Source organism: Chryseobacterium koreense CCUG 49689 (genome assembly GCF_001045435.1).
Taxonomy (GTDB): domain Bacteria; phylum Bacteroidota; class Bacteroidia; order Flavobacteriales; family Weeksellaceae; genus Kaistella; species Kaistella koreensis.
Map to the genome: position 1 here is coordinate 1 of NZ_LFNG01000013.1, position 24,945 is coordinate 24,945.

Here is a 24,945-nt window from a genome sequence, read left to right on the forward strand (position 1 = left end):
CTCTTAATCAGTCCGCCGTGGCGGACAAAACTTTGCCCCTTAAAAATAGGAGCAGTAAAAAAAAACTTTGCGTGATAAACAAAAATCATGGCCTGCAATTGCATTAGAAAGTCTTTTTTCCGGAACTGACTTTGAATAATTCCCCTAAACTTCTTTCACCGAAATTATCTTCACCGGACAAGCCTTCGCCGCCTTTTCGCAGGAATCCAGTGCTTCATGATTTGGGATTTTCAAGGTGTGAAATCCCTTTTTATCAGTAGCTTTTAACAAGACCGACTTGCCGTCCTTTTTAGACATCCGGAAATATTCGGGCGCAAATTCCGCACAGTAATTGCAGCCGATGCATTTGTCACGCTGAAGAGTTACGATGACCATCAGTTGTTTTCCACCACTTTATACAGTTTATCGCTCGGTCTCACCCGGAAACCGGTTTTGAAGGTGATCACATCAGCTTTAGTTGCCGTTTCCGCTTCGGGTTTTTGGTCCACCAGCATCGATTCTACCACCATTTCCCTGGAACCGGTTGTAGGACCTTGGATCAAAACTTTGTCGCCCACATTCAGATCGTAGGCTTCAATGAGGAATTCGGCGATATTTGATTTGGGGTAAAAATGCCGTCCTTTTCCGATATAGACTTTTTTCTGAGTTGCAGCAGAACCATTTGTCGAAGACCATTCTCCCAATTCCTGCCCCAGATAATAGCCACTCCAGAAACCTCTGTTGTAAACGGTTTCCAGCTGTTTCATCCATTCGTCAACTTTTTCCTGACTGAAAGTTCCATCCGCAATCGCATCTATTGCTTCGCGGTAACATTTCGTCACCGTCGCCACATATTCCGGAGCCCTTCCTCTTCCTTCGATTTTCAAGACTTTCACGCCTGCGCCCACGATCTGGTCTAGAAATCCTATGGTACACAAATCTTTTGGCGACATCATGTATTCGTTTTCGAGCTCAATTTCGAAACCGGTTTCCTGGTCGATGACGGTATATTTTTTACGGCAATTCTGCTTGCAAGCCCCTCTGTTGGCAGAAGAATTGTGCGCATGTAAACTCAAATAACATTTCCCGGAAACAGCCATACACAAAGCGCCGTGCCCAAAAATTTCGACTTCCACCAAATTTCCGGAAGGTCCGCGAACGTCATCTTTTACGATCTGATCGCAGATTTTTTTGATCTGGGTAATCGAAAGCTCACGGCTCATCACCATGGTATCCGCGAAAAGCGCATAGAATTTTACGGTTTCGATGTTGGTGATATTGATCTGGGTGGAAATATGGACTTCCATCCCGATTTGCCGCGCATAGGAAATCACCGCCTGATCCATTGCAATTACCGCGGTTAAATTGGCGGCTTTGGCTTTATCTAAAAGGGTTTTAATGATCGACAGGTCGTGATCGTAAACAATGGTATTTAAAGTAAGATAAGTTCGTACGCCTTTTTCAGCACATCTTCTGGAGATTTCAGGCAAATCATCGATCGTGAAATTCATGGAAGCTCTTGCCCGCATATTGAGCTGTTCAACTCCGAAATAAATGGAATCAGCACCGTTATCCAAAGCTGCCTGCATGGCTGTGAAGTCGCCTGCCGGTGACATCAGTTCTATTTTTCCGCTTTTTGTCATGATGCTAAAATTTTATAAAGTTTATCGGACAAACGGACTCTGAACGGAACCGGAAAAGTGATCTGGTCTCCGGCTTTGGCTGTTTCACATGGATTTCCATTGGCGAAAATTTCTGTCAATGTAATTTCCTGCTCGCCAGTTGTCGGTCCGGAAATCAAAACTTTATCACCTACTGTAAGCTCACCGTTTTCCAGCAGGAACTGGGCAATTTTGGATTGGGTGAAATAATGTTCGGCTTTGCCAAGTAAAGTTTTTTTTGTGGCAATTTTCTGGCGGATATTTTTGTTTTCAGCTTTTGCCAAAGGTTTATTCGGAAGTTCTCCGGAGTTTTTAAATTTCAAGGCCGGAGACTTTCCTTTTCTGAAAATTTTGTTTCCCACCTGAACTCCTTTTCTGAGCTCCACCTGTTCTTCTAAAGGCAAATGAATAATATGCTGACATTCTTCGGAACAGCAGTTTTCCATGGCAGCTTTACATTCATCACACTGAATAAAAAGTAAGTGACAGCCGTCATTCGCACAGTTTGTATGGTTATCGCAAGGTTTTCCGCACTGGTGACACTGCGAAACGATATCGTCGGTAATCCGCTCACCCAAACGGTGATCGAACACGAAATTTTTACCGATAAATTTACTTTCAATGTTTTCTTCCCTGATCTGGCGGGTATATTCAATGATACCGCCTTCAAGCTGATACACGTTTTTGAAACCCTGATGTTTGAAGTAAGCGCTGGCTTTTTCACAACGGATTCCGCCTGTACAGTACATCAAAAGATTTTTGTCTTCCTTGAAATCCTGTAACTTTTCATTGATAATCGGCAAGCTCTCTCTGAAAGTTTCCACATCTGGCGTAATTGCTCCTTCGAAATGCCCGACTTCACTTTCGTAATGATTTCTGAAATCCACAACTATCGTGTTTGGATCTTCGAGTAAGGTATTGAATTCTTTGGCTTTTAAGTGGATTCCTTTATTGGTTACATCGAAAGTTTCGTCATTTAAACCGTCTGCAACAATTTTATTTCGGACTTTAATCGTGAGTTTTAAGAAAGAATGATCATCATGCTCCACAGCTTCATTCAAGCGGATGCCTTTCATGAAATCGTAAACCTCCAGCGTTTCGCGGAAAGCTTCGAGGTTTTCTTCGGGAATACTCATCTGAGCATTAATCCCTTCATGGGCCACGTAAATTCTACCTAATGCATCGAGTGCGTTCCAGGCTATGAATAATTCGTCGCGAAATTTTTTGGGGTCTGAGATTTTGGCGTACGCATAGAAAGACAAAGTAAGGCGCTGCTTACCGGCTTGATCAATTAACTGAGCTCTTTCTTCTGCGCTTAAGGTGTTGTACAGTTGCATGCTATAAACGGTTTAAGTGAGAAAATTGTGGCTGCAAAGTTACGGATTTCAGACCAAATTATCTGAGTTATTTTTTTGGGCAGCTTTATCCGCCCTCCGTTCCCGCTTTTTTTGTTCCGCTGTGCTCCACAAAAAAGAGCTCCACTCAGGTCGGGCTGCAATTCGAGAATCACACCACGTCGGGCGGCAATTTATAAATTTTGGTAAATGTATTTCAAAATATTCCGATCCATATCAGTAAAAGGAACTTTTCTCCGAGCCATTGCTTTTTCCGCCACCTCGTAGGCTTTTTCAAGTTTAAATTTTTCATCACCTTTCATTCCGCCCCAAGAAAAATTCTCAATGAGGTTCGGTGGGAAACCGCTTTTGAAGATATTGGCGGCAACTCCCACCACGGTTCCGGTATTCAACTGAGTGTTGATCGCGGTTTTGGAATGGTCGCCCATAATCACTCCCGCAAACTGAAGTCCGGTATTTGCAAATCTTTTGGTCCTGTAATTCCAAAGTTTTACCTCAGCGTAATTGTTTTTAAGATTGGAGGAATTGGTATCCGCACCTAAATTACACCACTCCCCAATCACCGAATTTCCTACAAAACCGTCGTGACCTTTATTTGTATATCCAAAAATTACAATATTATTCACTTCTCCACCTACTTTAGAATGCGGACCAATCGTGGTCGCTCCATAAATTTTCGCTCCCAGATTGAATTTCGATTCTTCGCAAAGCGCGATCGGACCGCGGAGATTGCAACCTTCCATCACTTCAGTGTTTTTGCCGATATAGATTTTTCCGGTTTTTGTATTTAAAGTTGCAAACTCGATTGATGCACCTTCCTCGATAAACAAATCATCCGGATCTCCTAAAAAACCGTTGGTTTCAGATAATTCTTGGGAAGTTCTTCCTTTGGTCAGCAATTCAAAATCGAAATCAATCGCCTTTTCATTGTAGAAAAACAAATCAGTGGGTTGTTTAAAAAAGAGGAGCTCCTCATGAATGTCGGTCATTTTCTCAATTTGGTGCAGCGAAAAATTGTCCATATTCACTTTCGCGGCGAGCAATTCATTTTCGTAAACCAAGGCTTCACCGAGTTTCAGATCTCTGATTTGCGTCAAAACATTTTCAGAAGGCAAAAAATTTGGAACGATAAAAAGACTTTCCTCAAGCTCCGGTTTCTTGAATTTTTCCTGCAAAAAATCCTCGGTAATAAAAGATATTTCCGGGATTCCCAAAAGTTTCTGCCACCGTTCCGAGAACGTGAGAATTCCGCAACGCATTTCTGCAACGGGACGAGTAAAAGTTAAAGGCAAGAAATCTTCCCAGAACCGGGAGTCAGAAAAAACGAGTTGCATCGAAATTGATTTTATGTTTGAAGGTCAAATTTACAATAAAAAAAGTCTTTCAGAAATCTGAAAGACTTTAAATATCATTTACATTCCGCAATTATTTTGCGAATTTCTTGTACTTGTTCATGAATTTGTCAACTCTACCTGCAGTGTCAACCAATTTCACTTTTCCGGTGTAGAAAGGGTGAGAAGTTGAAGAGATTTCCATTTTGATCAATGGGTAAGTTGCTCCTTCGAACTCGATGGTGTCTTTGGTTTCTGCAGTGGATTTGCAAAGAAACATCTCGTCGTTACTCATATCTTTGAACACGACCAATCTATAATTTTCTGGGTGAATTCCGTTTTTCATAATAAATTCTTTTTAAAATTTTATACAAAATTCGCTTTGAAAGTAGTAATGGATTTTTCTCTGCTGAATTTTAGGTTGCAAAAGTACAATTAATTTTTCAATCCGCAAATACTCAAATACATAATTTTAAAATTTCCCCGTTCCATAATTTTAATTAAATTTGGAATCTCTATACTAATTTCAATGAAAAGTTTTAAACTCTTAGTAGGCGTATCTTTTTGGTTTCTGTTGACAGCGGTAGCGTGTAGCCGGGACGATATCAGCTTTGATGCCCCATCGCAACTTTTGCGCTTCTCCACAGACACCGTTTTCTGCGACACTGTTTACAACCAGGTCCGTTCAGAAACCTATGCCGTGAAAATTTATAATAATGAAGACAAAGACGTGATGATTCCAAAAATATCACTCGAAAGCGGCGCGGCGTCTATGTATCGGATCAATGTAGATGGTAAAGCAGGGACAGAATTCAACAATGTAGCATTAAGGAAAAAAGATTCGCTGTATATTTTTGTGGAAATCGCACCAGTGGCGAATGCTCCCGAAGCGATTGCTGAAGACCGCGTTATTTTTCAGTCTCCCGCAGGAACGCAGCATGTGACGCTTTTCTCCGTGGTTCAGGATGCTGAATTTTTTATTAAAACCGAAACCAACCCCAATATTTTGGCGGACAATACGACTTGGTCCAATGATAAGGCAAAAATCATTTTCGGCGACTTGACCTTGGCGGAAGGCAAGACTTTGAACATACAGTCAGGAACAAAAGTGTATTTCCATAAAAACAGCGGTTTGAAAATCCTGAAAAACTCCACGCTGAATGTGAACGGCTCTTTGGGAAATGAGGTGACTTTCCGGGGAGACCGAAACGATACCCGATATGATACCATTCCGAAAAACTGGAACGGAATTTCATTTGAACCCAACTCCACTTTAACCATGAACTATGCTAAAGTTTTCGGCGGCACTCGAGGTTTGGAGATGACTCAAACGAATGCAACCATTGACAACACAATTATCCACACGCATCAGGAATATGGAATCTACGCAGTGAACTCCACGGTAGTTGCGAGAAATCTGGTGATGAACAATTGTGGTGAAGCAGATTTCGGGATTTTTAAAGGTGGAAATATCAAAATCCTCCATTCTACGCTTGCTAATTATTGGTCGGACGGCTCGCTTCCGGCACTGGGAATTTACGCCACAAACGCCTACCAAAACGGCACCACCACTGAACAGGGAGCATTGACCTTAACCATTGGGAATTCTATTATTTATGGTGAAAAAGAAAATTCTATCCAGTTCAAACCAACGCAAGGACAACCTTTTACCTATACTTTCCAATACTGCCTCGTGAAACAGGGAACAAATCCCGGCTATAATTTGGATGCGAATTCCATCAAAAACCAGGATCCAAAATTCCAGAACTACTTCACGCATAAGTTGAACTTAAGGGTAAAAGCGGATTCTCCGGCAAAAGGTAAAGGCAATGGTGCAGTTGCGGCATCTGTTCCAACTGACATTTTGGGGATTTCCCGGTTGGTCTCACCTACGGTTGGAGCTTATCAGTGACCTGGGTTATGCGCAATGAATAATGAGTAATCAATAATTTTGAGGTGGAAGAGATGAAAAACTTATCATATTGTTTACTGCTGATTTTCCTGATTCTGGGAGGAAATGGATTTGCTCAAAATAAAGATGCTGTTCTGGATCATGACACTTTTCCTGTTTTTTCTAAAAATGTGGCGGAAAAACGAACCATCAATGTTTGGACACCACCGGAATATGGGCAAAGCAAAGATTCGCTTGCAGTACTTTATATGCCGGATGGTGGAATCCAGGAAGATTTTCCACACGTTGCAAATACCGTCGCAGAACTCATCAGGTCTAAAAAAATTCAACCCATCATTTTGGTGGGAATTGAAAATACGCAGCGAAGGCGCGATTTAACAGGTTTCACAGCAGTAGAATCAGACAAAAAAATCGCTCCGGTCGTTGGAGGTTCGGAAAAATTCCTGGCATTTATAAAAGATGAATTGATTCCGCACATCAACAAACATTACCGCACCACAAAACAGAAAGCGATAATTGGTGAATCTGCCGCCGGACTTTTTGTGGTGGAAACCTTCCTCAACAGACCAGATATTTTCGACGATTATATCGCAATAGATCCATCACTGTGGTGGAATAACCACTTTCTGGTAAAAAATGCGAAGGAACTTTTGGTTAAACTTCCGGAAACCGAGAGAAAATTTTGGTTTGCCGGTTCCGCCGCCATAGATATTCTGCCGCATACGCAAGAACTTGCCGATATCCTAAAATCAGAAAATCTGCCCCATTTAAAATGGAATTATTCTCCCGAGAAAAATGAAAAACACAACACCATTTTTCGGGCAACAAAGGAAAAAGCGTTGATATGGACTTTTGGCCTAAATAATGTGCAATAAGCGATTAGTAATGAGTGATGAGTAAGGAAATAACAAATTTGCAGAAAGAAGTTGACGGTTGGATCAAAACCATCGGTGTTCGATATTTCAACGAGTTGACCAATATGGCGATGCTGACCGAAGAAGTGGGCGAAGTGGCTAGAATCATCGCAAGAAGATACGGCGAACAAAGCGAAAAAGAATCGGATAAGACCAAAGATTTAGGAGAAGAATTAGCCGACGTCCTGTTTGTGACCTTATGTTTAGCGAACCAAACCGGAACCGATCTACAGGAAGCTTTTGATAAAAAAATGAAAAAGAAAACGGAGCGGGATTTTGAACGGCACCAGAATAACGAAAAGCTGAAAGAAAAGTAAGAAGTGAATCTGCAAGAACCTCAAACTTCAAACCTAAAACCTCAAACAAATAATAGAATTTGCATCTCAAAAAATCCACCCTTAAGCCCAACGAAACCATCCAAATCAACGGTTCGAAGAGTATTTCGAACCGCCTTTTGATATTGGACAAACTCTTTGGAAATCTGCTGATTGAAAACCTGTCGGATTCCGAGGACACTTTCGTGATGCAAAAAGCACTCGAAAGCAATGCGGAAACCATCGACATCTATCACGCAGGAACCGCGATGCGTTTTTTGACGTCCTATTTCGCAATCCAGGAAGGAAAAACCGTGATTTTAACGGGTTCCGAGCGCATGAAACAGCGCCCAATCCAACCGTTGGTTGATGCGCTGCGCGATTTGGGAGCAGAGATTGATTATTTGGAAAACCAGGGATTTCCCCCTTTAAAAATCGTGGGGCGAAAACTTGAAAAAAGCGCAGTCACCATTCCGGCCAATATTTCAAGCCAGTTTATTTCATCTTTGATGCTCATCGGCGGAAAACTGGAAAATGGCCTGGAAATCAATTTGGCAGGCGAAATCACCTCCCGACCGTATCTGGAAATGACGCTGAAGATTATGCGAAATGCAGGAATCTCAAACAGTTGGGAGGGAAACCTCATCAAAATATTTCCGAACATCCGGACTGAAAAAAATTCCCACCTGATGAAATTCGTGGTGGAAAGCGACTGGAGTTCTGCGTCCTATTTCTACGCTTTGTCGGCGATTGGTCGCGAAGCTGTAACGCTGAAAACCTTTCGCCAATACTCTTTGCAGGGTGATTCCATTTTGAAGGAAATCTACTGGAAATGCTTTGGTGTAGATACCATTTCGGAGGCGATAGAAAACAAAATCTCCCTTTTGCCGGATCATTTTTTCCACTTCCCGGAAAAGATTTCGCTGAACATGAACGATTGTCCGGATTTGGCGCAAACCGTTTGTGTCACTGCAACAGCATTAAGGATTCCATTTGAAATCACCGGCTTGCAGACTTTGAAATTGAAAGAAACCGATCGGCTATTGGCGTTGAAAAATGAGCTCTTCAAAATTGGGTGCATTTGCGAAATCACAGAAAACTCCATCAGTTCCACGAAATTCTTCAAGCCCAACGACCATATTTCCATCAAAACCTATGATGATCACAGAATGGCGATGAGTTTTGCGCCATTTTGCCTGATTGAGGAATTGATCATCGAAAATGAGGGAGTGGTGAAAAAATCCTATCCCGAATTTTGGCGTGATTTGCAGAAAATTTTGGATTAAATATATAGTTTTGCCACCAATTGGCAAACATCAATAAGTATAAAAATGACCATAATCATCACCGGATCATCGACCGGAATCGGTTTCGCACTGGCTGAATTCTTCGGCAAAAAAGGACACCGTGTTTTCGGCTTGAGCAGAAAAAATGTTAATTCTGAATTTTTCACCTCGGTTCCGACCGATATTACCGACTATTCCCAAATTCAAAATGCCGTTTCGGAAATTTTAAAAACAGAACAACGCATCGATCTGCTGATCAACAATGCCGGAATGGGAATGGTGGGTTCTGTGGAAGATTCCTCAGCAGAGGAAATCTTGAAGTTATTCCATCTGAACTTGGTCGGTTCGGTGCAAATGATGAAGGCAGTGCTGCCAAAAATGCGCACCCAAAAATCCGGAAGAATCATCAATATCTCGAGCATTGGTTCAGAGATGGGACTTCCTTTCAGGGGATTTTATTCTGCATCGAAAGCAGCTTTGGACAAAGTGACAGAAGCAATTCGATATGAGATTTCTCCCTGGAAAATCCAGGTTTGTGCACTTCATTTGGGCGACATCAAAACCGGTATCGCAGAAAACCGAGTGCAGAGCACCGTTTCGGAACCTTATCAAAAAATATTCGACAAAATACATCAGGTCATGAACTCCCACGTGGACAAAGGAACGAACCCTGTGGAAGTCGCAGTCTATATCGAGAAACTTTTAGCAAAAAAATCCTGGAAAGCGCACTATTATTTCGGAAAGTTCGGACAGAAAATCGGAGTTCCCTTAAAATGGATTTTGCCACAGAACTTTTACGAAAAGTTAATGAGGAAATACAGTAAATTGGAGGAATAACGGTCTAAAATTTAACATTTTATTCGTGAAATTATCCAACCGTGAAATGCAAAAAAACGTACATTTGTAAAAATAGAAAATCATTATGAAGACCCTTATCTGTCCTGTTCTCTTATTAATTGGCAGCCATTTTTTCCAGGCACAACAAATCACTGTGGGAGATCTTGCCAGACAAGCCCGATTCAGCAAGGTGATTGATGAAGTGAACAATGGTAAAACCAAAATTAAATATTCTGAAATTAACGGAATCCCCTATTATACGGCAGGTTTTGTGAGTGCAAGAGTTGGCGACACTTCCAGCTATGTCCCAATTCGTTACAATACGTTTTTGGATACCATTGAAATCATGGACAAGGGCGAAGTTTACGAACTACCAAGGGAAGGATCCTTCCCTTCATTCACCTTTGAACAATCCAAAGCGAAGCTTGTTTTCGTGAATACTTTTGATGAATTTGCGGGTTATTTCTTTGAAATAGCAGGTGGAAAAAACAGTATCCTAAAAAAAGTACAAACCAAGTTTTATCCGGCAGTTCCTGCTCCAAACAGTCTGATATCGGAGATTCCGGCAAGATTTGAAAACCAGAAACCGATTTATTTTCTGAAGAACGAAGATGGTTTCATCAGGTTGCCGAAAAATGCGAAAGAACTTCCTGCGCTTCTTCCGGCAAAAAAGGCAGAGTTAGAATCCTTCCTCAAATCAAATAAAATCAGGATCAACGACGAAGCGGATTTGGTTAAATTGGCCGCTTTCCTGAATAACTAAAATCATATTTTTTAAAAAAATCCCCATTCGATCTTCCGGATGGGGATTTCTTATTGACGCTTTTGAGCAATCAACCTAGCCAACAGGACCTATCACATCAGAAAATTTCTGAGGCCACTTTTCTGATGTTATCGCTCTTCCCCATCGAATAAAAATGAAGCACCGGAACCCCAAATTCCAGAAGTTCTCTGCATTGGTTGATCGCCCATTCCACACCGATTTGTTTTATTGCGGCATTGTCTTTTGCCTTTGCAATTTCGGAAATCAATTCTTCCGGCAAGTCTATTTTGAAGGTTTTCGGCAACATCGAGAGATGTCCTTTCGTGGCAATCGGTTTAATTCCGGGAATGATCGGCACATCGATTCCGATTTTCCTGGCTTCTTTCACAAATTCAAAGTATTTCTTGTTGTCGAAAAACATTTGAGTCACTACATAATCCGCACCGGCTTCCACTTTTTCTTTCAGCCGCTGCAAATCATATTTCATGGATGGTGCCTCGATGTGTTTTTCTGGATAACCCGCTACACCAATGCAGAATTTGTTTTCATGATCGCATCTTTTCTCGTCGGTCAAATATTTTCCGCGCCCGATATCGTTGATATGTTCCACCAAATGGATTGCATATTCATGGCCGCCTTCAGTGGGGACATAATGGTTTTGCCCCTTCATCGCATCACCGCGGAGCGCCATAATATTGTCAATTCCCAGATAAAGACAATCCACCAAAAGGTACTCGGTTTCCTCTTTGGTAAATCCGCCGCAAAGCACATGCGGAACTGTATCCACGTCATATTTATGCTGAATCGATGCGCAAATACCCAAAGTTCCGGGACGCATTCTCGTGATTTTTCTTTCCACCAAACCGTTTCCTTTTTCGATGTACACGTATTCTTCCCGCGAAGTTGTCACGTCGATAAAAGGTGGTTTGAATTCCATTAAGGGGTCGATATTTTTGTACAAGTCCTCTATTCCAGTACCTTTCGTAGGCGGAATTACTTCGATGGAAAAAAGCGTTTTGCCGTTGGCGTTTTTGATGTGTTCTGTGATTTTCATAAGCCTCTTTTGCCCCAAATGGGGAAAAATCTCTAATAATATTCGCTAATTATTTTTTCTAAACTGAATTCATGTTGATGGGATGGGTTTTCCAATTCCCATATTGTGCAATCTATTCCTTATCTAAAGGCATTTCCTGCAGTTAGGGGAAATTGGTCCTATGCCAAATTAGGAGCCAGCCATTTTTGTGCAAATTCCAGATCCACTCCTTTTCTTTGGGCATAATCCATTAATTGGTCTTCAGAAATTTTTCCGACACCGAAATACTTTGAATTCGGGTTTCCAAAAAAATATCCGGAAACTGCGGCAGTTGGAAACATCGCCAAACCTGGAGTCAGTTCCAATCCGATCTTCTCTTTCACTTTCAATAATTCCCAAATCGTTTTTTTCTCCAAATGATCCGGACAGGCAGGATAACCGGGAGCAGGACGGATTCCCAGATATTTTTCTGCAATTAATTGCTCGTTATCCAAATTTTCGCTTTCGGCATATCCCCAGAAATCGGTTCTCACTTGATGGTGCAGGTATTCTGCGAATGCTTCCGCCAAGCGATCCGATAATGCTTTGGCGAGAATGGCATTATAATCGTCGTGATCGTCTTTATATTTTTTCACCAATTCATCAGTTCCAAAACCGGTGGTCACCGCAAAACATCCGATATAATCCAGTTTGCCGCTTTCTTTGGGTGCCACAAAATCTGCGAGAGCCAGATAATCCTTTCCGGAAGACCTTTTCAATTGTTGACGAAGGGTTCTGAAGGTTGAAATCACGTTTCCATTTTCATCATAAACTTCCACATCGTCGTGATTTATAGTGTTTGCGGGGAATAAACCAAAAATGGCTTTTGCAGTCAACAATTTTTCGTCAATGATTTTCTTAAGCATTTTCTGGGCGTCTTTATAGACTTCCCTTGCTTGTTCACCCACAATTTCATCCTGTAAAATATCCGGAAATTTCCCATGCAGTTCCCAGCTTCTAAAGAAAGGCGACCAGTCCACAAAGGGTAAAAGCTCATTCAAATCAAGGTTTTCCATCATGTGGATTCCTAATTTTTTGGGTTTAAAGATTTCCTCATTTTCCCAATCCATTTTGAACTTTTGGCTTCTCGCTTGTTCCAGGGGAACATATTCTTTATCAATCTGCCTGCTTAAAAACTTTTCCCGAAATTCAACGTATTCTTCTTTCAAAGCTTCCTTATAATTTTCAGCGTTTCTGTCTAAAAGTTGCGAAACCACTCCCACCGCTCTTGAAGCATCATTGATGTGAACCACCGTGTTGGAATATTTTGGTGCAATTTTCACCGCAGTATGTGCTTTGGATGTGGTGGCACCGCCGATCAACAGCGGAAAATGCAGATTTTTTCTTTCAAGTTCGTCTGCAACATGCACCATTTCGTCTAAACTCGGAGTAATCAAGCCGCTTAAACCGATCGCATCCGCATTTTCGTCAATGGCAGTCTGGATGATTTTTTCCGCAGGAACCATCACACCCAAATCGATGATCTCGTAATTATTGCATCCCAAAACCACGGAAACGATATTTTTTCCGATATCGTGAACGTCGCCTTTCACGGTGGCCATTACAATTTTACCATTGGCTTGTCTGGTGGAATCTTTTTCTGCTTCGATGAAAGGTTGAAGATAGGCGACGGCTTTTTTCATCACTCTCGCAGATTTCACCACCTGTGGCAGGAACATTTTCCCACTTCCAAATAAATCGCCAACCACGGCCATTCCGGTCATCAAATTGATTTCAATGACCTCTAAAGGTCGTTCGGCAACCTGTCTCGCTTCTTCCACATCCTCGATGATAAACCGGTCTATTCCTTTTACCAAAGCATGGGTAATCCTTTCCTGAAGCGGGTTTTTTCGCCATTGCAAATCCTCCACGATTTCTTTTTTTGTGCTTTTATTCCGTTCGGAATAATCGAGCAATCTTTCGGTGGCATCGTCTCTTCGGTTGAGCATGACATCTTCCACCAGTTCGAGTAGATCTTTGGGGATTTCATCGTAAACTTCGAGCATTGCCGGATTTACGATTCCCATATTCATCCCGTTTTTAATGGCGTGATAAAGAAAAACCGAGTGCATTGCTTCCCGCACAGCATCATTTCCGCGGAACGAAAACGAAACGTTTGAAACTCCGCCACTCACCGAAACATTCGGCAGATTTTCACGCACCCATTTGGTGGCTTCTATGAAATCCAGAGCGTTTCTGCGGTGTTCTTCCATTCCGGTCGCCACGGGGAAAATATTCAAGTCGAAAATAATATCCTCTGAAGGAAAACCGACTTTGTTCACCAAAATATCGTAGGAACGTTTGCAGATTTCGATTCTTCGGTCATAATTATCGGCTTGTCCGTCTTCATCAAACGCCATTACAATCACCGCCGCTCCGAATCTTTTGATAATTTTCGCGTGTTGAACAAATTCCTCTTCCCCTTCTTTTAAACTGATGGAATTCACTACCCCTTTTCCTTGCACGACCTTTAATCCGGCTTCCAGAATTTCCCATTTCGAGGAATCGATCATGATTGGAATCCGCGCAATATCCGGTTCGGAAGCGATCAGGTTCAAAAATTTCACCATCGCGGTTTTACCGTCCAAAAGTCCATCATCAAAATTGACATCGAGGATTTGTGCGCCGCCCTCGACTTGATGCCGCGCAATATCCAGCGCTTCCGAATATTTTTCTTCTTTTATCAGTCTTAAGAACTTCTTTGAACCGGCTACATTGGTTCTTTCACCAATGTTGATAAAGTTGGATTCCGGCGTGATGATTAATGGTTCCAGACCGGAGAGTTTCAAGTATTTCATAATGATTTTACCAATTTAACAATGTACTAATTTAACAATCAAGTGCTACTTGGGTAGATTTCTAGAGTGTTGCATTAATTTTCCTGGGTTTAAAATCCTTTACCAAATCGGCAATCGCCTTAATATGCGGAGGTGTGGTTCCGCAGCAACCGCCGATGATATTGACCAAACCTTTTTCTACATATTCACGGATTTGTTCCGCCATAAACTCGGGCGTTTCGTCATACTGACCGAAAGCATTCGGCAGACCGGCATTTGGATAAGCGGAAACATAAAATTCCGAATGAGTGGAAAGTGTCTCCAGATAAGGTGTGAGTTGTTTTGCTCCCAAAGCGCAATTGAAACCCACACTTAATAAATTCAAATGCGAAATCGAGATCAGGAAGGCTTCCGCAGTTTGCCCGCTCAAAGTTCGTCCCGAAGCATCGGTAATGGTTCCCGAAACCATAATCGGAATCTGGATGTTTCTTTCCTCCTGGATTTCATCAATCGCAAAGAGTGCGGCTTTGGCATTTAGCGTATCAAAGATGGTTTCCACCAAAAGAATATCTGCGCCGCCATCCAAAAGTGCTTCTGCCTGCTGTTTATAGGCGATTCTCAACTCATCAAACGTGATTGCCCGAAATCCCGGATCATTCACATCCGGCGAAAGTGAAGCGGTTTTGTTGGTTGGTCCGATGGAGCCAGCCACAAATCTGGGCTTATCTGGATTTTTGGCCGTGAATTCATCGCAGACTTTTCTCGCAATTTTGGCGGATTCAAAATTGAGTTCCGAAACCAATTCTTCCATGTGGTAATCAGCCATGGCAATAGTTGTTCCGGAAAAAGTATTCGTTTCGATAATGTCTGCTCCCGCTTCCAAGTATTTCCGGTGGACTTCTTCAATCGCACGTGGTTGCGTCAATGAAAGCAAATCGTTGTTTCCCTTTAATGGGTGTTCCCAGTTTTTAAACCGTTCGCCGCGGTAATCTTCCTCAGTGAATTGGTATCGCTGCAGCATGGTTCCCATGGCGCCATCTAGGACGAGTATTCGAGAACTAAGTTGATCGTAAAGCTTGCGTGTATTTTGTAGCATTTCAATTAGTGATTAAATTAAAATTGAAAATGCTACCAAAGAATTGGTGATTGAGTCTGTGTTATCTGTTCCCGAAATTTCAGGATAGAACGTAGCACCTTCTCCGTTTCCGAAGGGTTGCCAAGGTTTCATAGAGTCTAATCTCTCCACCTTTCTTGATAACATTTTCAATATGTAAAAGAACAAATCTGGCTGCAAATATAGGGTATTTTTTGAATCTTTCTAAATTTTGAAAGAATATTAATTTCATAATTTCGCACCAGAATTCTAAATTATGATGCCGGAAAAAGAAAGATTGCGCGATGAAAAGTGGAAAAAGTGGGGACCCTATGTGAGCAACCGTCAGTGGGGAACCGTGCGCGAAGATTACAGCCACAACGGAAATGCGTGGGGATACACGACCTATGATGATGCGATGAGCAGAGCTTATCGATGGAGTGAAGACGGAATTGCCGGAATAAGCGACAGCAAACAGCGACTCTGTTTTTCATTTGCCTTTTGGAATAAAAAGGATAAAATGATCAAGGAACGCTTTTTCGGATTAAGCAATTACCAAGGAAACCACGGTGAAGACGTGAAAGAGATTTACTATTATTTGGACAACACGCCGTCTCATTCCTATATGAAGATGGTTTACAAATACCCAATCCATGCGTTTCCGTATGACGAGCTGATTCATGAAAATGGCCGGCGATCCAAAACCCAGGCAGAATTTGAAATTACAGATACCGGGATTTTTAACAGAAATCAGTATTTCGATATCTTCATGGAATATGCAAAAATAAACCATGATGACCTGCTGATTCGAGTGACGGCGTGTAACAGAAGTGATAAGAAAGCGCCGCTGGTCATCCTTCCCACGATTTGGTACCGAAACAACTGGAAATGGGGTTACGGAACCTATCGGCCAAAACTGAAATCTTCGGTGAATGGAATCATCGACATCGAACATGATTCTATAGCCTTGAAAAAGCTTTATTCGAGAAATCCAGATACAGAAGCGCTTTTTTGCGATAATGAAAGCAATCCTGAAGTGGTTTCCAATGGAAGTTCAGACGCAAAATATTTCAAAGACGGAATCAATAATTTCTTGGTTAAAGGTGATCAAGATTCGATAAACCCAGAGAAATTCGGAACAAAAGCAAGTTTCTTCATCGATACAGAAATTGAGGCGGGGGAAAGCAAGACCTTTGACTTTCGGCTGAGTCCGCACAAAATGGAAAATGCATTCTTTGATTTCGACGAAATTTTTAGTTTAAGGAAAAAGGAAGCAGATGATTTCTATGGTGAACTTCAGGCAGAAATTGAATCCGAAGAAGAAAAAAGTATCCAAAGACAGGCTTTTGCAGGACTTTTGTGGAACAAACAGTTCTACCATTACGCGGTTTCTAAATGGCTGAAAGGCGATCCCAAACACGAAGCCCCGCGAAACTTTGACCATTACGTGCGAAACACCGAATGGGAACACATGCAGAATAAGGATGTGATTTCCATGCCCGACAAATGGGAATATCCGTGGTTTGCCACTTGGGACTTGGCGTTTCACTGTGTTCCGTTTGCGCTGATCGATGCCGGATTCGCGAAACATCAATTGAAGCTTTTGACCAAAGAATGGTATCTTCATCCAAACGGTCAACTTCCTGCTTATGAATGGGATTTCAGCGACGTGAATCCACCGGTTCACGCGTGGTCCACTTTCCGGGTTTTTAAAATTGATGAAAAAATAAATGGCAAAGCAGATATCCCTTTTCTGGAAAGCGTTTTCCAAAAATTATTGCTGAATTTCACCTGGTGGGTCAACCGAAAAGATAAAAGCGGGAACAACGTTTTTGGTGGCGGATTTTTGGGACTTGACAATATTGGTGCCTTTGACCGGAACATGCAGTTCAAAAACGGAGCTCACCTGGAACAAGCGGACGGCACCAGTTGGATGGCGATGTTTGCCTTAAATATGATGCGGATTGCAATGGAACTGGCTTTGTATAACCCAGTTTATGAAGACATGGCGATCAAATTCTTTGAACATTATCTTTACATTGCCGAAGCGATGGAAAATCTAGGCGAAGGAATACACGGACTTTGGAATGAGGAAGACGGCTTTTTCTATGACGTGCTTCAGCTGAATAACGGTGAATCCATCTCTTTAAAATTAAGAAGCATAGTGGGTTTGATTCCGATGTTTGCCGTGGAAATCATTGAACACGACATTTTGGAAAAACTCCCCAATTTCAGGGCAAGGATGCAGTGGGTTTTGAAAAACCGTCCTGAGTTGGCCAACTTGGTTTCCCATTGGGAAGTTGAAGGAAAAGGGGGAAAACACTTGATGAGCATCCTTAGAAAAACACGCCTCAAAAGGGTTTTACAGAGAATGAGTGATCCCAATGAGTTTCTTTCGGAATTCGGAATCCGCTCCATGTCAAAGTTTTATGAGGAAAACCCTTTCCATTTCTCAACCGATGACCAGGAATTCGTGGTGAAATATTTGCCCGCAGAAAGTGACAGCAGTATGTTTGGCGGCAACAGCAATTGGCGCGGACCGATTTGGTTTCCGATCAACTTCCTGATCGTGGAAAGTTTGCAGCGCTACCATTTTTATTATGGCGAAAGCATGCAGATTGAATATCCGACCGGAAGCGGCGAAATGAGAAACCTGAATTTTGTGGCGGAAGACTTGAGTCAGAGACTGAAAGCTATTTTCATGAAGGACGAAAATGGAAACCGACCTTTTAATGGCGGAAACGACCTTTTGAACCACAATGAATTTTTCCGGGACTACATGATGTTCCACGAATATTTCAATGGCGATACCGGACAGGGAATCGGCGCATCACACCAATGCGGATGGACTGCGACGGTTGCTAAATTAATCCAGCCCAGATGGAAGTAGTTTTTCAGTGGTAAAGTAGTTTGGTGCTTTAGCACTATTGCTAAATAACGTCGCTTCCATTGACAAAAACCCGGTAGTTTACCTGAACATTCGGTTCCAAGGTTTTGGAGACGGAACAATATTTTTCAAAGGATAATTCCGCGGCTTTCAAAGCTTTTTTCGGATCGATTACTCCTTCCAAAAAGAACGTTACCGTCATTGATTTGAAGGGCTTCGCATCGCCAATCTGCACTCGCTCGCCTTCTACTTCGGCGGAGAATTTGGTGATTTCCTGTCTTTGTTTTTTCAGAATACTCACCACATCAATTCCGCTGCATCCGGCCACTGCCATCAGCACGCTTTCCATCGGCGAAACACCTTTCGCACCAGGTTCAGAGGTATTATCCAGTAGAATCGAATTTCCTGCACTATTGGTACATTCGAATAAATAATCGTCGTTAATTCTGTTAAGTACTATTTTCATAAAATTTGGTCATTTAATGGTTGAATAAAAAAACCTTTGAATAAAATTTTACCGAAAACCGATTGAATGAAAAAGGTTTCGCATGCTAATTTCTTGTGTTCTATCGAAACGCCGCATCAAATTTAGCACAGAAAAAGAGTTCTACAGCATTCCTCTTGCCTTTATTTCCAGATATTTGTTGATTACCTCAGTGTTCAGGTTTTCCGGCAAAGTGTAGATGGTGAAAATGCCATATTTTCTTAATTCCTGAATTATCAGCTTCTTCTCAAATTCAAATTTTTCTGCCACAATTTCGTCATAAACTTCCTGCATATTTTCCGGGTTTTTTCTAATCAAATCCTGAAGTTCGGAATTCTTAAAGAAAATCACCACCAGTAAATGGTTTTTAGCGATTCCACGCAGGTATTTCATCTGTCTGTTCACGGCATCCAAAGTTTCAAAATTGGTAAACATCAGAATCAAACTTCTCTGGCCAATGCTGAATTTCAAATCCTGGTAAAGCCTGTTGAAATCGCTTTCGTAGAAATTGGTTTGGACATTATACAGTGCTTCCGAAATTTTTTTCAGCTGCCCGGATTTATTTTCTGCTGCCACTTTGTTCTCGGTTTTTTTGGAAAAAGTCATCATTCCCGCTCGGTCCGATTTTTTCAGGATAATGTGGCTTAAAGCCATCGTAGCATTGATCGAGTAATCCAGCAAACTCAAACCATTGAAAGGCATCTGCATGGTTCTTCCTTTGTCAATCAACATATAAATCCTTTGCGATTTTTCATCCTGGTACTGGTTCACCATCAGTTGGTTCCGTTTGGAAGTGGCTTTCCAATTGATGGTCCGCAGATCGTCACCCTGCACGTATTCCCGGATTTGCTCGAACTCCATCGTATGTCCCAACTTTCGGATTTTTTTGATTCCTCCGAGTAAAAACTCGTTCTGGAGCGCCATCATTTCATATTTCCTAAGGTAAATAAAGGACGGATAACACGGCAACATTGCATCTTTTTGGAAAGTGAACCTGCGTGAGACGAATCCTATTGGCGACTGGGCGAAAATATTCAGGTTTCCAAAACTGTATTCGCCGCGTTCTTTAGGTTCCAAAATATACTGAAAAAATACGCTTTTTCCGGACTGAATATCTTTTTCGATCAGGAAATCCCGCTTTTGAAACTGAAATGGGATTTCATCAATAATTTTAGTTTTTGCCTTAAAAAAGTAATTGTTGAACACCTCAATTTTCACTTGGTTTTCATCTCCGTTTGATAATTTTTCGGGTAAAATCCTTTGGGCCTTTATCGCATTTTTCTGATTAAACAAAAGCAGAGAATCGATGATGAAAACAATGAAAACCAAAATCAAAAAACCGTGGGCAACCTGCATGAAACCCGTGAAGAAAAACGCCAGCACATAGAGAAAACCCACTCCGAAAAGAGCGAAGAAAAATCGTTGGTCAATGTAGAGGTTTTTCATTTTAAGCAGGATTTCTTCAGTTGATTTTTTACCGTTTATCGGGGAATTTCAATGGTTTCCAGAATTTGTTTAATGATTTCATCTGCGGTCAAGCCTTCCATTTCCCGTTCCGGCGAAACCATCACCCGATGACGAAGCACGGCATAACTTGCCTCTTTGATATCTTCCGGAGTCACAAAATCTCTTCCTCGAATTGCGGCAAACGCTTTGGACGCGGTCAATAGAGCCAGACTCGCTCTGGGCGAAGCTCCCAAGTAAAGGAACTGATTTTCTCTTGTATTGACAATGATTTTCGCGATATATTCCAGCAATTGTGGTTCGACCAAAATATCTTTGACCAAATTCTGATAATTTTTCAGCTGAATCCCGTTAATGACGCGCTGAACCGCATCAGTTTTGTCTTCCAGTTTGTTTTCGTGCTGGTTTTTGATGATTTCCAGCTCCTGCTGCAGATTGGGATAACCTACGTTGATTTTGAACAAAAACCGGTCAAGTTGTGCTTCCGGAAGTCGGTAAGTTCCTTCATGTTCGATTGGATTCTGTGTGGCGACGACCAAAAACGGTTCCTCCAGCTGATAGCGGTTTCCGTCCATGGTAATCTGTCTTTCTTCCATCACTTCAAAAAGTGCGGCCTGGGTTTTTGCCGGCGAACGGTTAATCTCATCGATCAGAATGAAATTGGAAAAAACGGGCCCTTTTTTAAATTCGAATTCGGAAGTTTTGACATTAAAGACCGAAGTCCCCAAAATGTCAGACGGCATCAAATCGGGGGTGAACTGAATTCTGCTGAAACCCACATCGATGGTTTTCGCGATAAGTTTTGCGGTAATGGTTTTCGCCACTCCGGGAACACCTTCGATCAAAACATGTCCGTTGGCAAGAAGTGCGGCCAAAAGATGCTCGATCATGGATTCCTGACCCACGATGACTTTGCCAATTTCGGATTTCACTTGCTCCAAACTTTGCTGGAGTTCCTTCATATCAAGTCTTGCACTGAATTCGGCATCGTGATTTCCCTTGGGTTGGTAATCACTGAAATTGTTTTCCGCATTTTGATTTTCCATAATTTTTTCTCGTTATTTCTGGCGTAATATTTTAGCTAAATAATTTCATCCAACAGTCGGTTCATTCTGATCAAATCTTCTTTCATTACCGATGAGTAGGGGTTTTGGGCTCTTTCCATCAATTCAATCGCCTCCTTAATTTTCTCGATGGGTTTTCCGGTTTTCAAATGGAGTTTTTGGGCGAAATTTTCATCTAAAGCGGTAGTATCGATCAACAAATCCATGCGGACTTTATTTAGAAAATACTGTGCTTTTTTCGACATCATATCATGAAAATCGCCTTCCTGCAAATAAAGATTACCAATGCTCCTTACAAATTCCACCGATTTGTTCCGCAGCGGTTCAATAATCGGAACTATGCGCTGCTTTCTTTTCACATTGAAAATTACAAATAATAAAAGTCCTCCCAAAAACAGCCACCACGCGTATCGCAAAGCAGGATTCGACAAAATAAAGCGCAATGGCGAGCTGGATGAAATTTCGGAGTTGGATACAAACCACACCGTTTCCCGGTCTGGAAGGTAAGAAAAAACATCCTGCAAATATTTTTCGGAACCCTTCCGGAGCAAGTAATAATTGGTCAAAAAAAGCGGTTCGGAATGCAGATAAATATGACCTTTGCCGTAATTGATCTTGACGAAATTATAGTTTTCTTCGTCTTGGCGATCATAGGTGCTGCCCAAAATTTCAAAATCTTCATTGACATCATAGAATCCAATTCCGCCGGGAAGTTTGTCCAAAAGCAGACTATCACTGGCAAAATTTTCATTTTCAAGATATAATATTTGACGCGGATCGAAATTAAATCTGTCATCCGCAATTCCAAATTCCTCCGAAATCACCGAAGGGAAATTTTCTGAAATCAGCATAAAATCGGCACCTTGTTCTACTTGCTCCAAAATTTTCTTTGCGGATTCCTGATCGATTTCTTTGGCAATGACCAGAATATTCTGCGGCTTGAAGGTCTTTCCGGAAAAATAGGCATAGGGAGAAACTTCTGTTTTGGAAAGTTTATTCTTAAAGAGCGAATTGGCTTCCCCGCTGAATACATAAAGTCCAAACGCGGTCTTTTCCTTTAAATCGAAATTTTTTCGAAAGTCAGTCGCACCGGATTTGCCCAACTCCAGCAAAATCAAAATCACCACCACGACGACGAGCAGGATTCCATATATTTTGAAGTGCTTATTCATGTTGGGAATTAACTATTAAAATCAATAAATTTCTTTTTAAAGATCTGAAAAGCAGATTCATCAATAAAAAATCCGCCATACCACACATAGTCAAAAATATAGACTAACTCGCGGAAACGCTCTTTCATGTGTGGATTTTTTAACTCGGAAATATAGTCTTTATTGGTTTTTTCCGGGTTCCATTCCAATATTTTCTGATCATTTAATTTTTTCAACACGGAAAGAAAGCGGTAACGGATCGCCGAACGGTAATCTTTCTGCAATTCGAAATCTGCAATGCGCTCATTAAAATCGATTTCGTGGATGTTTTCATGCAAATCACTGGATCCGATATCGAAGTTCTTATTTTTCCTTCCGAAGAGGAGGTTTCCGTTTTTCTGAACCAGATAGCGGATTACCAGATAAAGCACAAAACCAGTGATCAAGATTGCAAAAAAACGCATGAAAATCCCGGCATATTGGCTTGAGGAGTCCGGATTCATCTTGCCAAAAATGGATTCTATCAACTGAACCAATCTCTTTTGCAGTCTTTCCCAAAGCGATTCCATGGGTTGCACAGTATAGTAGTCAAATTCAGGACCTTTATATTTTTCACGGAAATTCTGCCCCAATGATTTCGGGTAAAAACTTTCATTTGCCGCATTTGGTTTGTCTTGGGGAGCGTCTTTCGATTCCGAGACTACAACTTCTTGCAACTCATTCGCAGCAATAGCGGGATTCGCGGAAACAGTGTTCCGGGAAAACCCAAAAAGAAAATTCAGAAAGAGTAATATGGCAAAGATTTTTTTGAGCATTGCTTTTTTCAGAACTGCGATTTAATTTCGTTAAAATTTTTAGCCAAAATAAAAGGATAAACCAAATAGTAAAAAATGATGATAGCAAGCGTTCCGAAAATAATCAGGAGGTTTACCGAAATCGGCATACTCAAAGCATATCTGGTCACGAAACCTTCAATCATTCCGGCCATGATGGTGAATGGAACGGTACTGAGAAAAATCTTGAAACTATCCTGAAAACCAATTTTAACCGAGTTCAATCTGGAAAAGCTTTTAGGAAATAGGATCGATGCGCCCAAAATCAATCCTGCCATGCCTTCGATAGCCATTGCAAAAATCTCGAAAACTCCATGCAGCCAAATTCCTTTCAAACTGTCTTTCAAGGCGCCATGCTCATGGAAAAAATATTGAAAAGCGCCCAACATGATGCTGTTCTGAAGCAGCACGTAAAGAGTACCCAAACCGCCAAAAATCCCATAAAGGTAAAGTTTGGCACCCACCATCAGATTATTGAAAATAATGGAAATTGCGGAGCCCCAATTGGAACCTTCCTGATAAACCCCGACCGCGTTCTTGTTCTTAATATTTTCAAGGGTTTTATTGACGTATTCATCACCAAAAAACACCTTTACAAATTCCTTGTCATAGTATGCAGACATGAACCCGATGACGGTGAAGAGCGTAAAAAATAAAAAGGAATAAAGCAAAAACCTCCGATACTGATATACCAGGAGCGGGATCTCGGTTTTGAAAAGTGAGACCAGCCGGTTCTGCTCCAACCTTCTGGTTTTGTAAATTTTCTGAAAAATCCGGCTTGAGAGATTATTAAGAAAGACGGTCACTTTGCTTTTGGGATAATAAGTTTGTGCAAAAGACAAATCATTGATCAGATTGATATAAAGCGAAGACAGCTCATCTGGATTTTTTTTAACTTTTCCATTGATAACCCGCTCGACTTCCAACCATTTTTCTTTATTTTGCTTAATAAATGCAACTTCCCTCATACGAAGCGAAAATAATAAAAATATGTCTCAAATCGCTATCAATACTTCACAAAATGTGGAAATAAATTTCAATATTGCCACTCTCGGTGAAAGAATCCTGGCGTTCTTGGTGGACCGTTTGATCCAGATTGCTTATTTGGTCTCCGTTTTCTATATCTTGTTTGAGGTAGTAAATGTGGGGCCTATTTTTGGAACCTGGGATTCCTGGTCTAAAGGTGCATTCCTGATCATCGTGACCTTTCCGGTTTATGTATATACTTTGGTTTGTGAAAGTTTGATGGAAGGACAGACCTTTGGAAAGAAACTTCTAAAAATAAAAGTGGTGAAAATTGACGGTTACCAAGCTGGTTTTGGCGACTATCTGGTGCGCTGGGTTTTTCGCCTGGTCGATATTTATATCACATTTCTTATTGGCTTGATTACCGTGATGGTTTCCAAAAATAATCAGCGATTTGGTGACATGGCGTCGGGAACCGCAGTGATTTCGCTTAAAAACAACATCAATATTTCCCACACCATTCTTGAAAACCTAGGTCAGGATTATGTTCCCCTTTTTCCGCAGGTGATTTTGCTCAGCGACAATGACATGCGAATCATCAAGGAGAATTATGTGAAAGCAATGAAGAATAACGACCGACAAATCATCAGCCGACTCACAAGCAAAATCAAGGAAATCATCAAAGTAGAAACGGATCCCACCAAAATTACCGAAAAACAGTTTGTAGGTCGGGTGATCAAAGACTACAATTATTTTACCGGCAGAGAGCAATAGCCATCATAGCATTTTGCTTAGATGTGGA

22 protein-coding genes and 1 riboswitch are annotated in these 24,945 nt (G+C 41.4%); of the genes, 8 read left to right on the plus strand and 14 right to left on the minus strand.

The window, feature by feature from the left end:
* Positions 1-144: 144 nt before the first annotated feature.
* From ACM44_RS10275 to ACM44_RS10295, 5 genes are all read right to left on the minus strand, one after another.
* Positions 145-375: a ferredoxin gene (locus ACM44_RS10275; protein WP_048499964.1), complete on the minus strand. Its 231-nt coding sequence runs from the start codon at positions 373-375 to the stop codon at positions 145-147.
* Positions 375-1,622 carry a peptidase U32 family protein gene (locus ACM44_RS10280; RefSeq protein ID WP_048499965.1) on the minus strand — a complete coding sequence of 416 codons (1,248 nt, stop codon included), beginning with the start codon at positions 1,620-1,622 and terminating at the stop codon, positions 375-377. The genes ACM44_RS10275 and ACM44_RS10280 overlap by 1 nt, the downstream gene beginning before the upstream one ends.
* Positions 1,619-2,977, minus strand: coding sequence for an oxygen-dependent tRNA uridine(34) hydroxylase TrhO (gene trhO / locus ACM44_RS10285; RefSeq protein ID WP_048499966.1), 1,359 nt, complete (start codon positions 2,975-2,977; stop codon positions 1,619-1,621). The genes ACM44_RS10280 and trhO overlap by 4 nt, the downstream gene beginning before the upstream one ends.
* A gap of 191 nt (positions 2,978-3,168) precedes the next feature.
* Positions 3,169-4,329, minus strand: coding sequence for a GlmU family protein (locus tag ACM44_RS10290; RefSeq protein WP_048499967.1), 1,161 nt, complete (start codon positions 4,327-4,329; stop codon positions 3,169-3,171).
* A 91-nt stretch (positions 4,330-4,420) separates the two neighbouring features.
* Positions 4,421-4,672 (minus strand): type B 50S ribosomal protein L31, encoded by a 252-nt coding sequence (locus ACM44_RS10295; protein WP_048499968.1) that lies wholly within the window; start codon positions 4,670-4,672, stop codon positions 4,421-4,423.
* 183 nt (positions 4,673-4,855) lie between these two features.
* On the opposite strand from ACM44_RS10295, the gene ACM44_RS10300 reads away from it, so the two are divergent.
* From ACM44_RS10300 to ACM44_RS10325, 6 genes are all read left to right on the plus strand, one after another.
* The gene (locus ACM44_RS10300) at positions 4,856-6,238 is read left to right on the plus strand and encodes a right-handed parallel beta-helix repeat-containing protein (protein ID WP_048499969.1); all 1,383 of its coding nucleotides are present in this window, start codon (positions 4,856-4,858) and stop codon (positions 6,236-6,238) included.
* 53 nt (positions 6,239-6,291) lie between these two features.
* On the plus strand, positions 6,292-7,113 hold the full coding sequence (locus tag ACM44_RS10305; protein WP_048499970.1) for an alpha/beta hydrolase: 822 nt from the start codon (positions 6,292-6,294) through the stop codon (positions 7,111-7,113).
* Between the two features lie 17 nt (positions 7,114-7,130).
* Positions 7,131-7,469, plus strand: coding sequence for a nucleotide pyrophosphohydrolase (locus tag ACM44_RS10310; protein WP_048500055.1), 339 nt, complete (start codon positions 7,131-7,133; stop codon positions 7,467-7,469).
* Positions 7,470-7,528: 59 nt separating this feature from the next.
* Positions 7,529-8,752, plus strand: a complete 1,224-nt coding sequence (locus ACM44_RS10315; RefSeq protein ID WP_048499971.1) for a 3-phosphoshikimate 1-carboxyvinyltransferase — start codon at positions 7,529-7,531, stop codon at positions 8,750-8,752.
* A 45-nt stretch (positions 8,753-8,797) separates the two neighbouring features.
* Entirely contained in the window at positions 8,798-9,589 is a 792-nt protein-coding gene (locus ACM44_RS10320; RefSeq protein ID WP_048499972.1) for an SDR family oxidoreductase, read from the plus strand.
* Between the two features lie 85 nt (positions 9,590-9,674).
* Positions 9,675-10,352 carry a hypothetical protein gene (locus ACM44_RS10325; protein WP_048499973.1) on the plus strand — a complete coding sequence of 226 codons (678 nt, stop codon included), beginning with the start codon at positions 9,675-9,677 and terminating at the stop codon, positions 10,350-10,352.
* Between the two features lie 97 nt (positions 10,353-10,449).
* On the opposite strand, the gene metF is transcribed toward ACM44_RS10325, so the two are convergent.
* The 3 genes from metF to ACM44_RS10340 all read right to left on the minus strand — a co-directional run bounded on the left by metF (position 10,450) and on the right by ACM44_RS10340 (position 15,297).
* Positions 10,450-11,406 carry a methylenetetrahydrofolate reductase [NAD(P)H] gene (gene metF / locus ACM44_RS10330; RefSeq protein WP_048499974.1) on the minus strand — a complete coding sequence of 319 codons (957 nt, stop codon included), beginning with the start codon at positions 11,404-11,406 and terminating at the stop codon, positions 10,450-10,452.
* A 158-nt stretch (positions 11,407-11,564) separates the two neighbouring features.
* Positions 11,565-14,222: a methionine synthase gene (gene metH / locus ACM44_RS10335; protein WP_048499975.1), complete on the minus strand. Its 2,658-nt coding sequence runs from the start codon at positions 14,220-14,222 to the stop codon at positions 11,565-11,567.
* Positions 14,223-14,283: 61 nt separating this feature from the next.
* Positions 14,284-15,297, minus strand: a complete 1,014-nt coding sequence (locus tag ACM44_RS10340; protein ID WP_048499976.1) for a homocysteine S-methyltransferase family protein — start codon at positions 15,295-15,297, stop codon at positions 14,284-14,286.
* Positions 15,298-15,355: 58 nt separating this feature from the next.
* Positions 15,356-15,462: riboswitch (SAM riboswitch) on the minus strand.
* A gap of 109 nt (positions 15,463-15,571) precedes the next feature.
* Here ACM44_RS10340 and ACM44_RS10345 point away from each other — a divergent pair.
* Entirely contained in the window at positions 15,572-18,184 is a 2,613-nt protein-coding gene (locus tag ACM44_RS10345) for an MGH1-like glycoside hydrolase domain-containing protein (protein WP_048499977.1), read from the plus strand.
* A gap of 40 nt (positions 18,185-18,224) precedes the next feature.
* Here the strand turns inward: ACM44_RS10345 and ACM44_RS10350 are convergent, their stop codons facing one another.
* The 6 genes from ACM44_RS10350 to ACM44_RS10375 form a co-directional block, all read right to left on the minus strand.
* The gene (locus ACM44_RS10350; protein ID WP_048499978.1) at positions 18,225-18,647 is read right to left on the minus strand and encodes an OsmC family protein; all 423 of its coding nucleotides are present in this window, start codon (positions 18,645-18,647) and stop codon (positions 18,225-18,227) included.
* A 141-nt stretch (positions 18,648-18,788) separates the two neighbouring features.
* Positions 18,789-20,111, minus strand: a complete 1,323-nt coding sequence (locus tag ACM44_RS10355) for a DUF58 domain-containing protein (protein ID WP_048499979.1) — start codon at positions 20,109-20,111, stop codon at positions 18,789-18,791.
* Positions 20,112-20,146: 35 nt separating this feature from the next.
* Positions 20,147-21,175 carry an AAA family ATPase gene (locus ACM44_RS10360; protein WP_048499980.1) on the minus strand — a complete coding sequence of 343 codons (1,029 nt, stop codon included), beginning with the start codon at positions 21,173-21,175 and terminating at the stop codon, positions 20,147-20,149.
* A 35-nt stretch (positions 21,176-21,210) separates the two neighbouring features.
* Entirely contained in the window at positions 21,211-22,365 is a 1,155-nt protein-coding gene (locus ACM44_RS10365; protein WP_048499981.1) for a DUF4350 domain-containing protein, read from the minus strand.
* Positions 22,366-22,373: 8 nt separating this feature from the next.
* Positions 22,374-23,159, minus strand: coding sequence for a DUF4129 domain-containing protein (locus ACM44_RS10370; protein ID WP_053215460.1), 786 nt, complete (start codon positions 23,157-23,159; stop codon positions 22,374-22,376).
* A gap of 8 nt (positions 23,160-23,167) precedes the next feature.
* Complete coding sequence (locus ACM44_RS10375) at positions 23,168-24,145, minus strand: stage II sporulation protein M (protein ID WP_048499982.1); 978 nt, start codon at positions 24,143-24,145, stop codon at positions 23,168-23,170.
* Positions 24,146-24,167: 22 nt separating this feature from the next.
* Between ACM44_RS10375 and ACM44_RS10380 the strand changes: the two genes are divergently transcribed.
* Positions 24,168-24,917 carry an RDD family protein gene (locus tag ACM44_RS10380; protein ID WP_048499983.1) on the plus strand — a complete coding sequence of 250 codons (750 nt, stop codon included), beginning with the start codon at positions 24,168-24,170 and terminating at the stop codon, positions 24,915-24,917.
* The last annotated feature ends 28 nt before the right edge of the window (positions 24,918-24,945 follow it).

Coding starts and splice junctions, on each gene's coding strand:
- metF (WP_048499974.1), bottom strand. CDS start 11,406: ATGAAAATCACAGAACACATCAAAAACGCCAACGGCAAAACGCTTTTT.
- ACM44_RS10305 (WP_048499970.1), top strand. CDS start 6,292: ATGAAAAACTTATCATATTGTTTACTGCTGATTTTCCTGATTCTGGGA.
- ACM44_RS10280 (WP_048499965.1), bottom strand. CDS start 1,622: ATGACAAAAAGCGGAAAAATAGAACTGATGTCACCGGCAGGCGACTTC.
- ACM44_RS10320 (WP_048499972.1), top strand. CDS start 8,798: ATGACCATAATCATCACCGGATCATCGACCGGAATCGGTTTCGCACTG.
- metH (WP_048499975.1), bottom strand. CDS start 14,222: ATGAAATACTTGAAACTCTCCGGTCTGGAACCATTAATCATCACGCCG.
- ACM44_RS10355 (WP_048499979.1), bottom strand. CDS start 20,111: ATGAAAAACCTCTACATTGACCAACGATTTTTCTTCGCTCTTTTCGGA.
- ACM44_RS10340 (WP_048499976.1), bottom strand. CDS start 15,297: ATGCTACAAAATACACGCAAGCTTTACGATCAACTTAGTTCTCGAATA.
- ACM44_RS10295 (WP_048499968.1), bottom strand. CDS start 4,672: ATGAAAAACGGAATTCACCCAGAAAATTATAGATTGGTCGTGTTCAAA.
- ACM44_RS10275 (WP_048499964.1), bottom strand. CDS start 375: ATGGTCATCGTAACTCTTCAGCGTGACAAATGCATCGGCTGCAATTAC.
- ACM44_RS10345 (WP_048499977.1), top strand. CDS start 15,572: ATGATGCCGGAAAAAGAAAGATTGCGCGATGAAAAGTGGAAAAAGTGG.
- ACM44_RS10350 (WP_048499978.1), bottom strand. CDS start 18,647: ATGAAAATAGTACTTAACAGAATTAACGACGATTATTTATTCGAATGT.
- ACM44_RS10365 (WP_048499981.1), bottom strand. CDS start 22,365: ATGAATAAGCACTTCAAAATATATGGAATCCTGCTCGTCGTCGTGGTG.
- ACM44_RS10300 (WP_048499969.1), top strand. CDS start 4,856: ATGAAAAGTTTTAAACTCTTAGTAGGCGTATCTTTTTGGTTTCTGTTG.
- ACM44_RS10360 (WP_048499980.1), bottom strand. CDS start 21,175: ATGGAAAATCAAAATGCGGAAAACAATTTCAGTGATTACCAACCCAAG.
- ACM44_RS10370 (WP_053215460.1), bottom strand. CDS start 23,159: ATGCTCAAAAAAATCTTTGCCATATTACTCTTTCTGAATTTTCTTTTT.
- trhO (WP_048499966.1), bottom strand. CDS start 2,977: ATGCAACTGTACAACACCTTAAGCGCAGAAGAAAGAGCTCAGTTAATT.
- ACM44_RS10290 (WP_048499967.1), bottom strand. CDS start 4,329: ATGCAACTCGTTTTTTCTGACTCCCGGTTCTGGGAAGATTTCTTGCCT.
- ACM44_RS10375 (WP_048499982.1), bottom strand. CDS start 24,145: ATGAGGGAAGTTGCATTTATTAAGCAAAATAAAGAAAAATGGTTGGAA.
- ACM44_RS10380 (WP_048499983.1), top strand. CDS start 24,168: ATGTCTCAAATCGCTATCAATACTTCACAAAATGTGGAAATAAATTTC.
- ACM44_RS10325 (WP_048499973.1), top strand. CDS start 9,675: ATGAAGACCCTTATCTGTCCTGTTCTCTTATTAATTGGCAGCCATTTT.
- ACM44_RS10310 (WP_048500055.1), top strand. CDS start 7,131: ATGAGTAAGGAAATAACAAATTTGCAGAAAGAAGTTGACGGTTGGATC.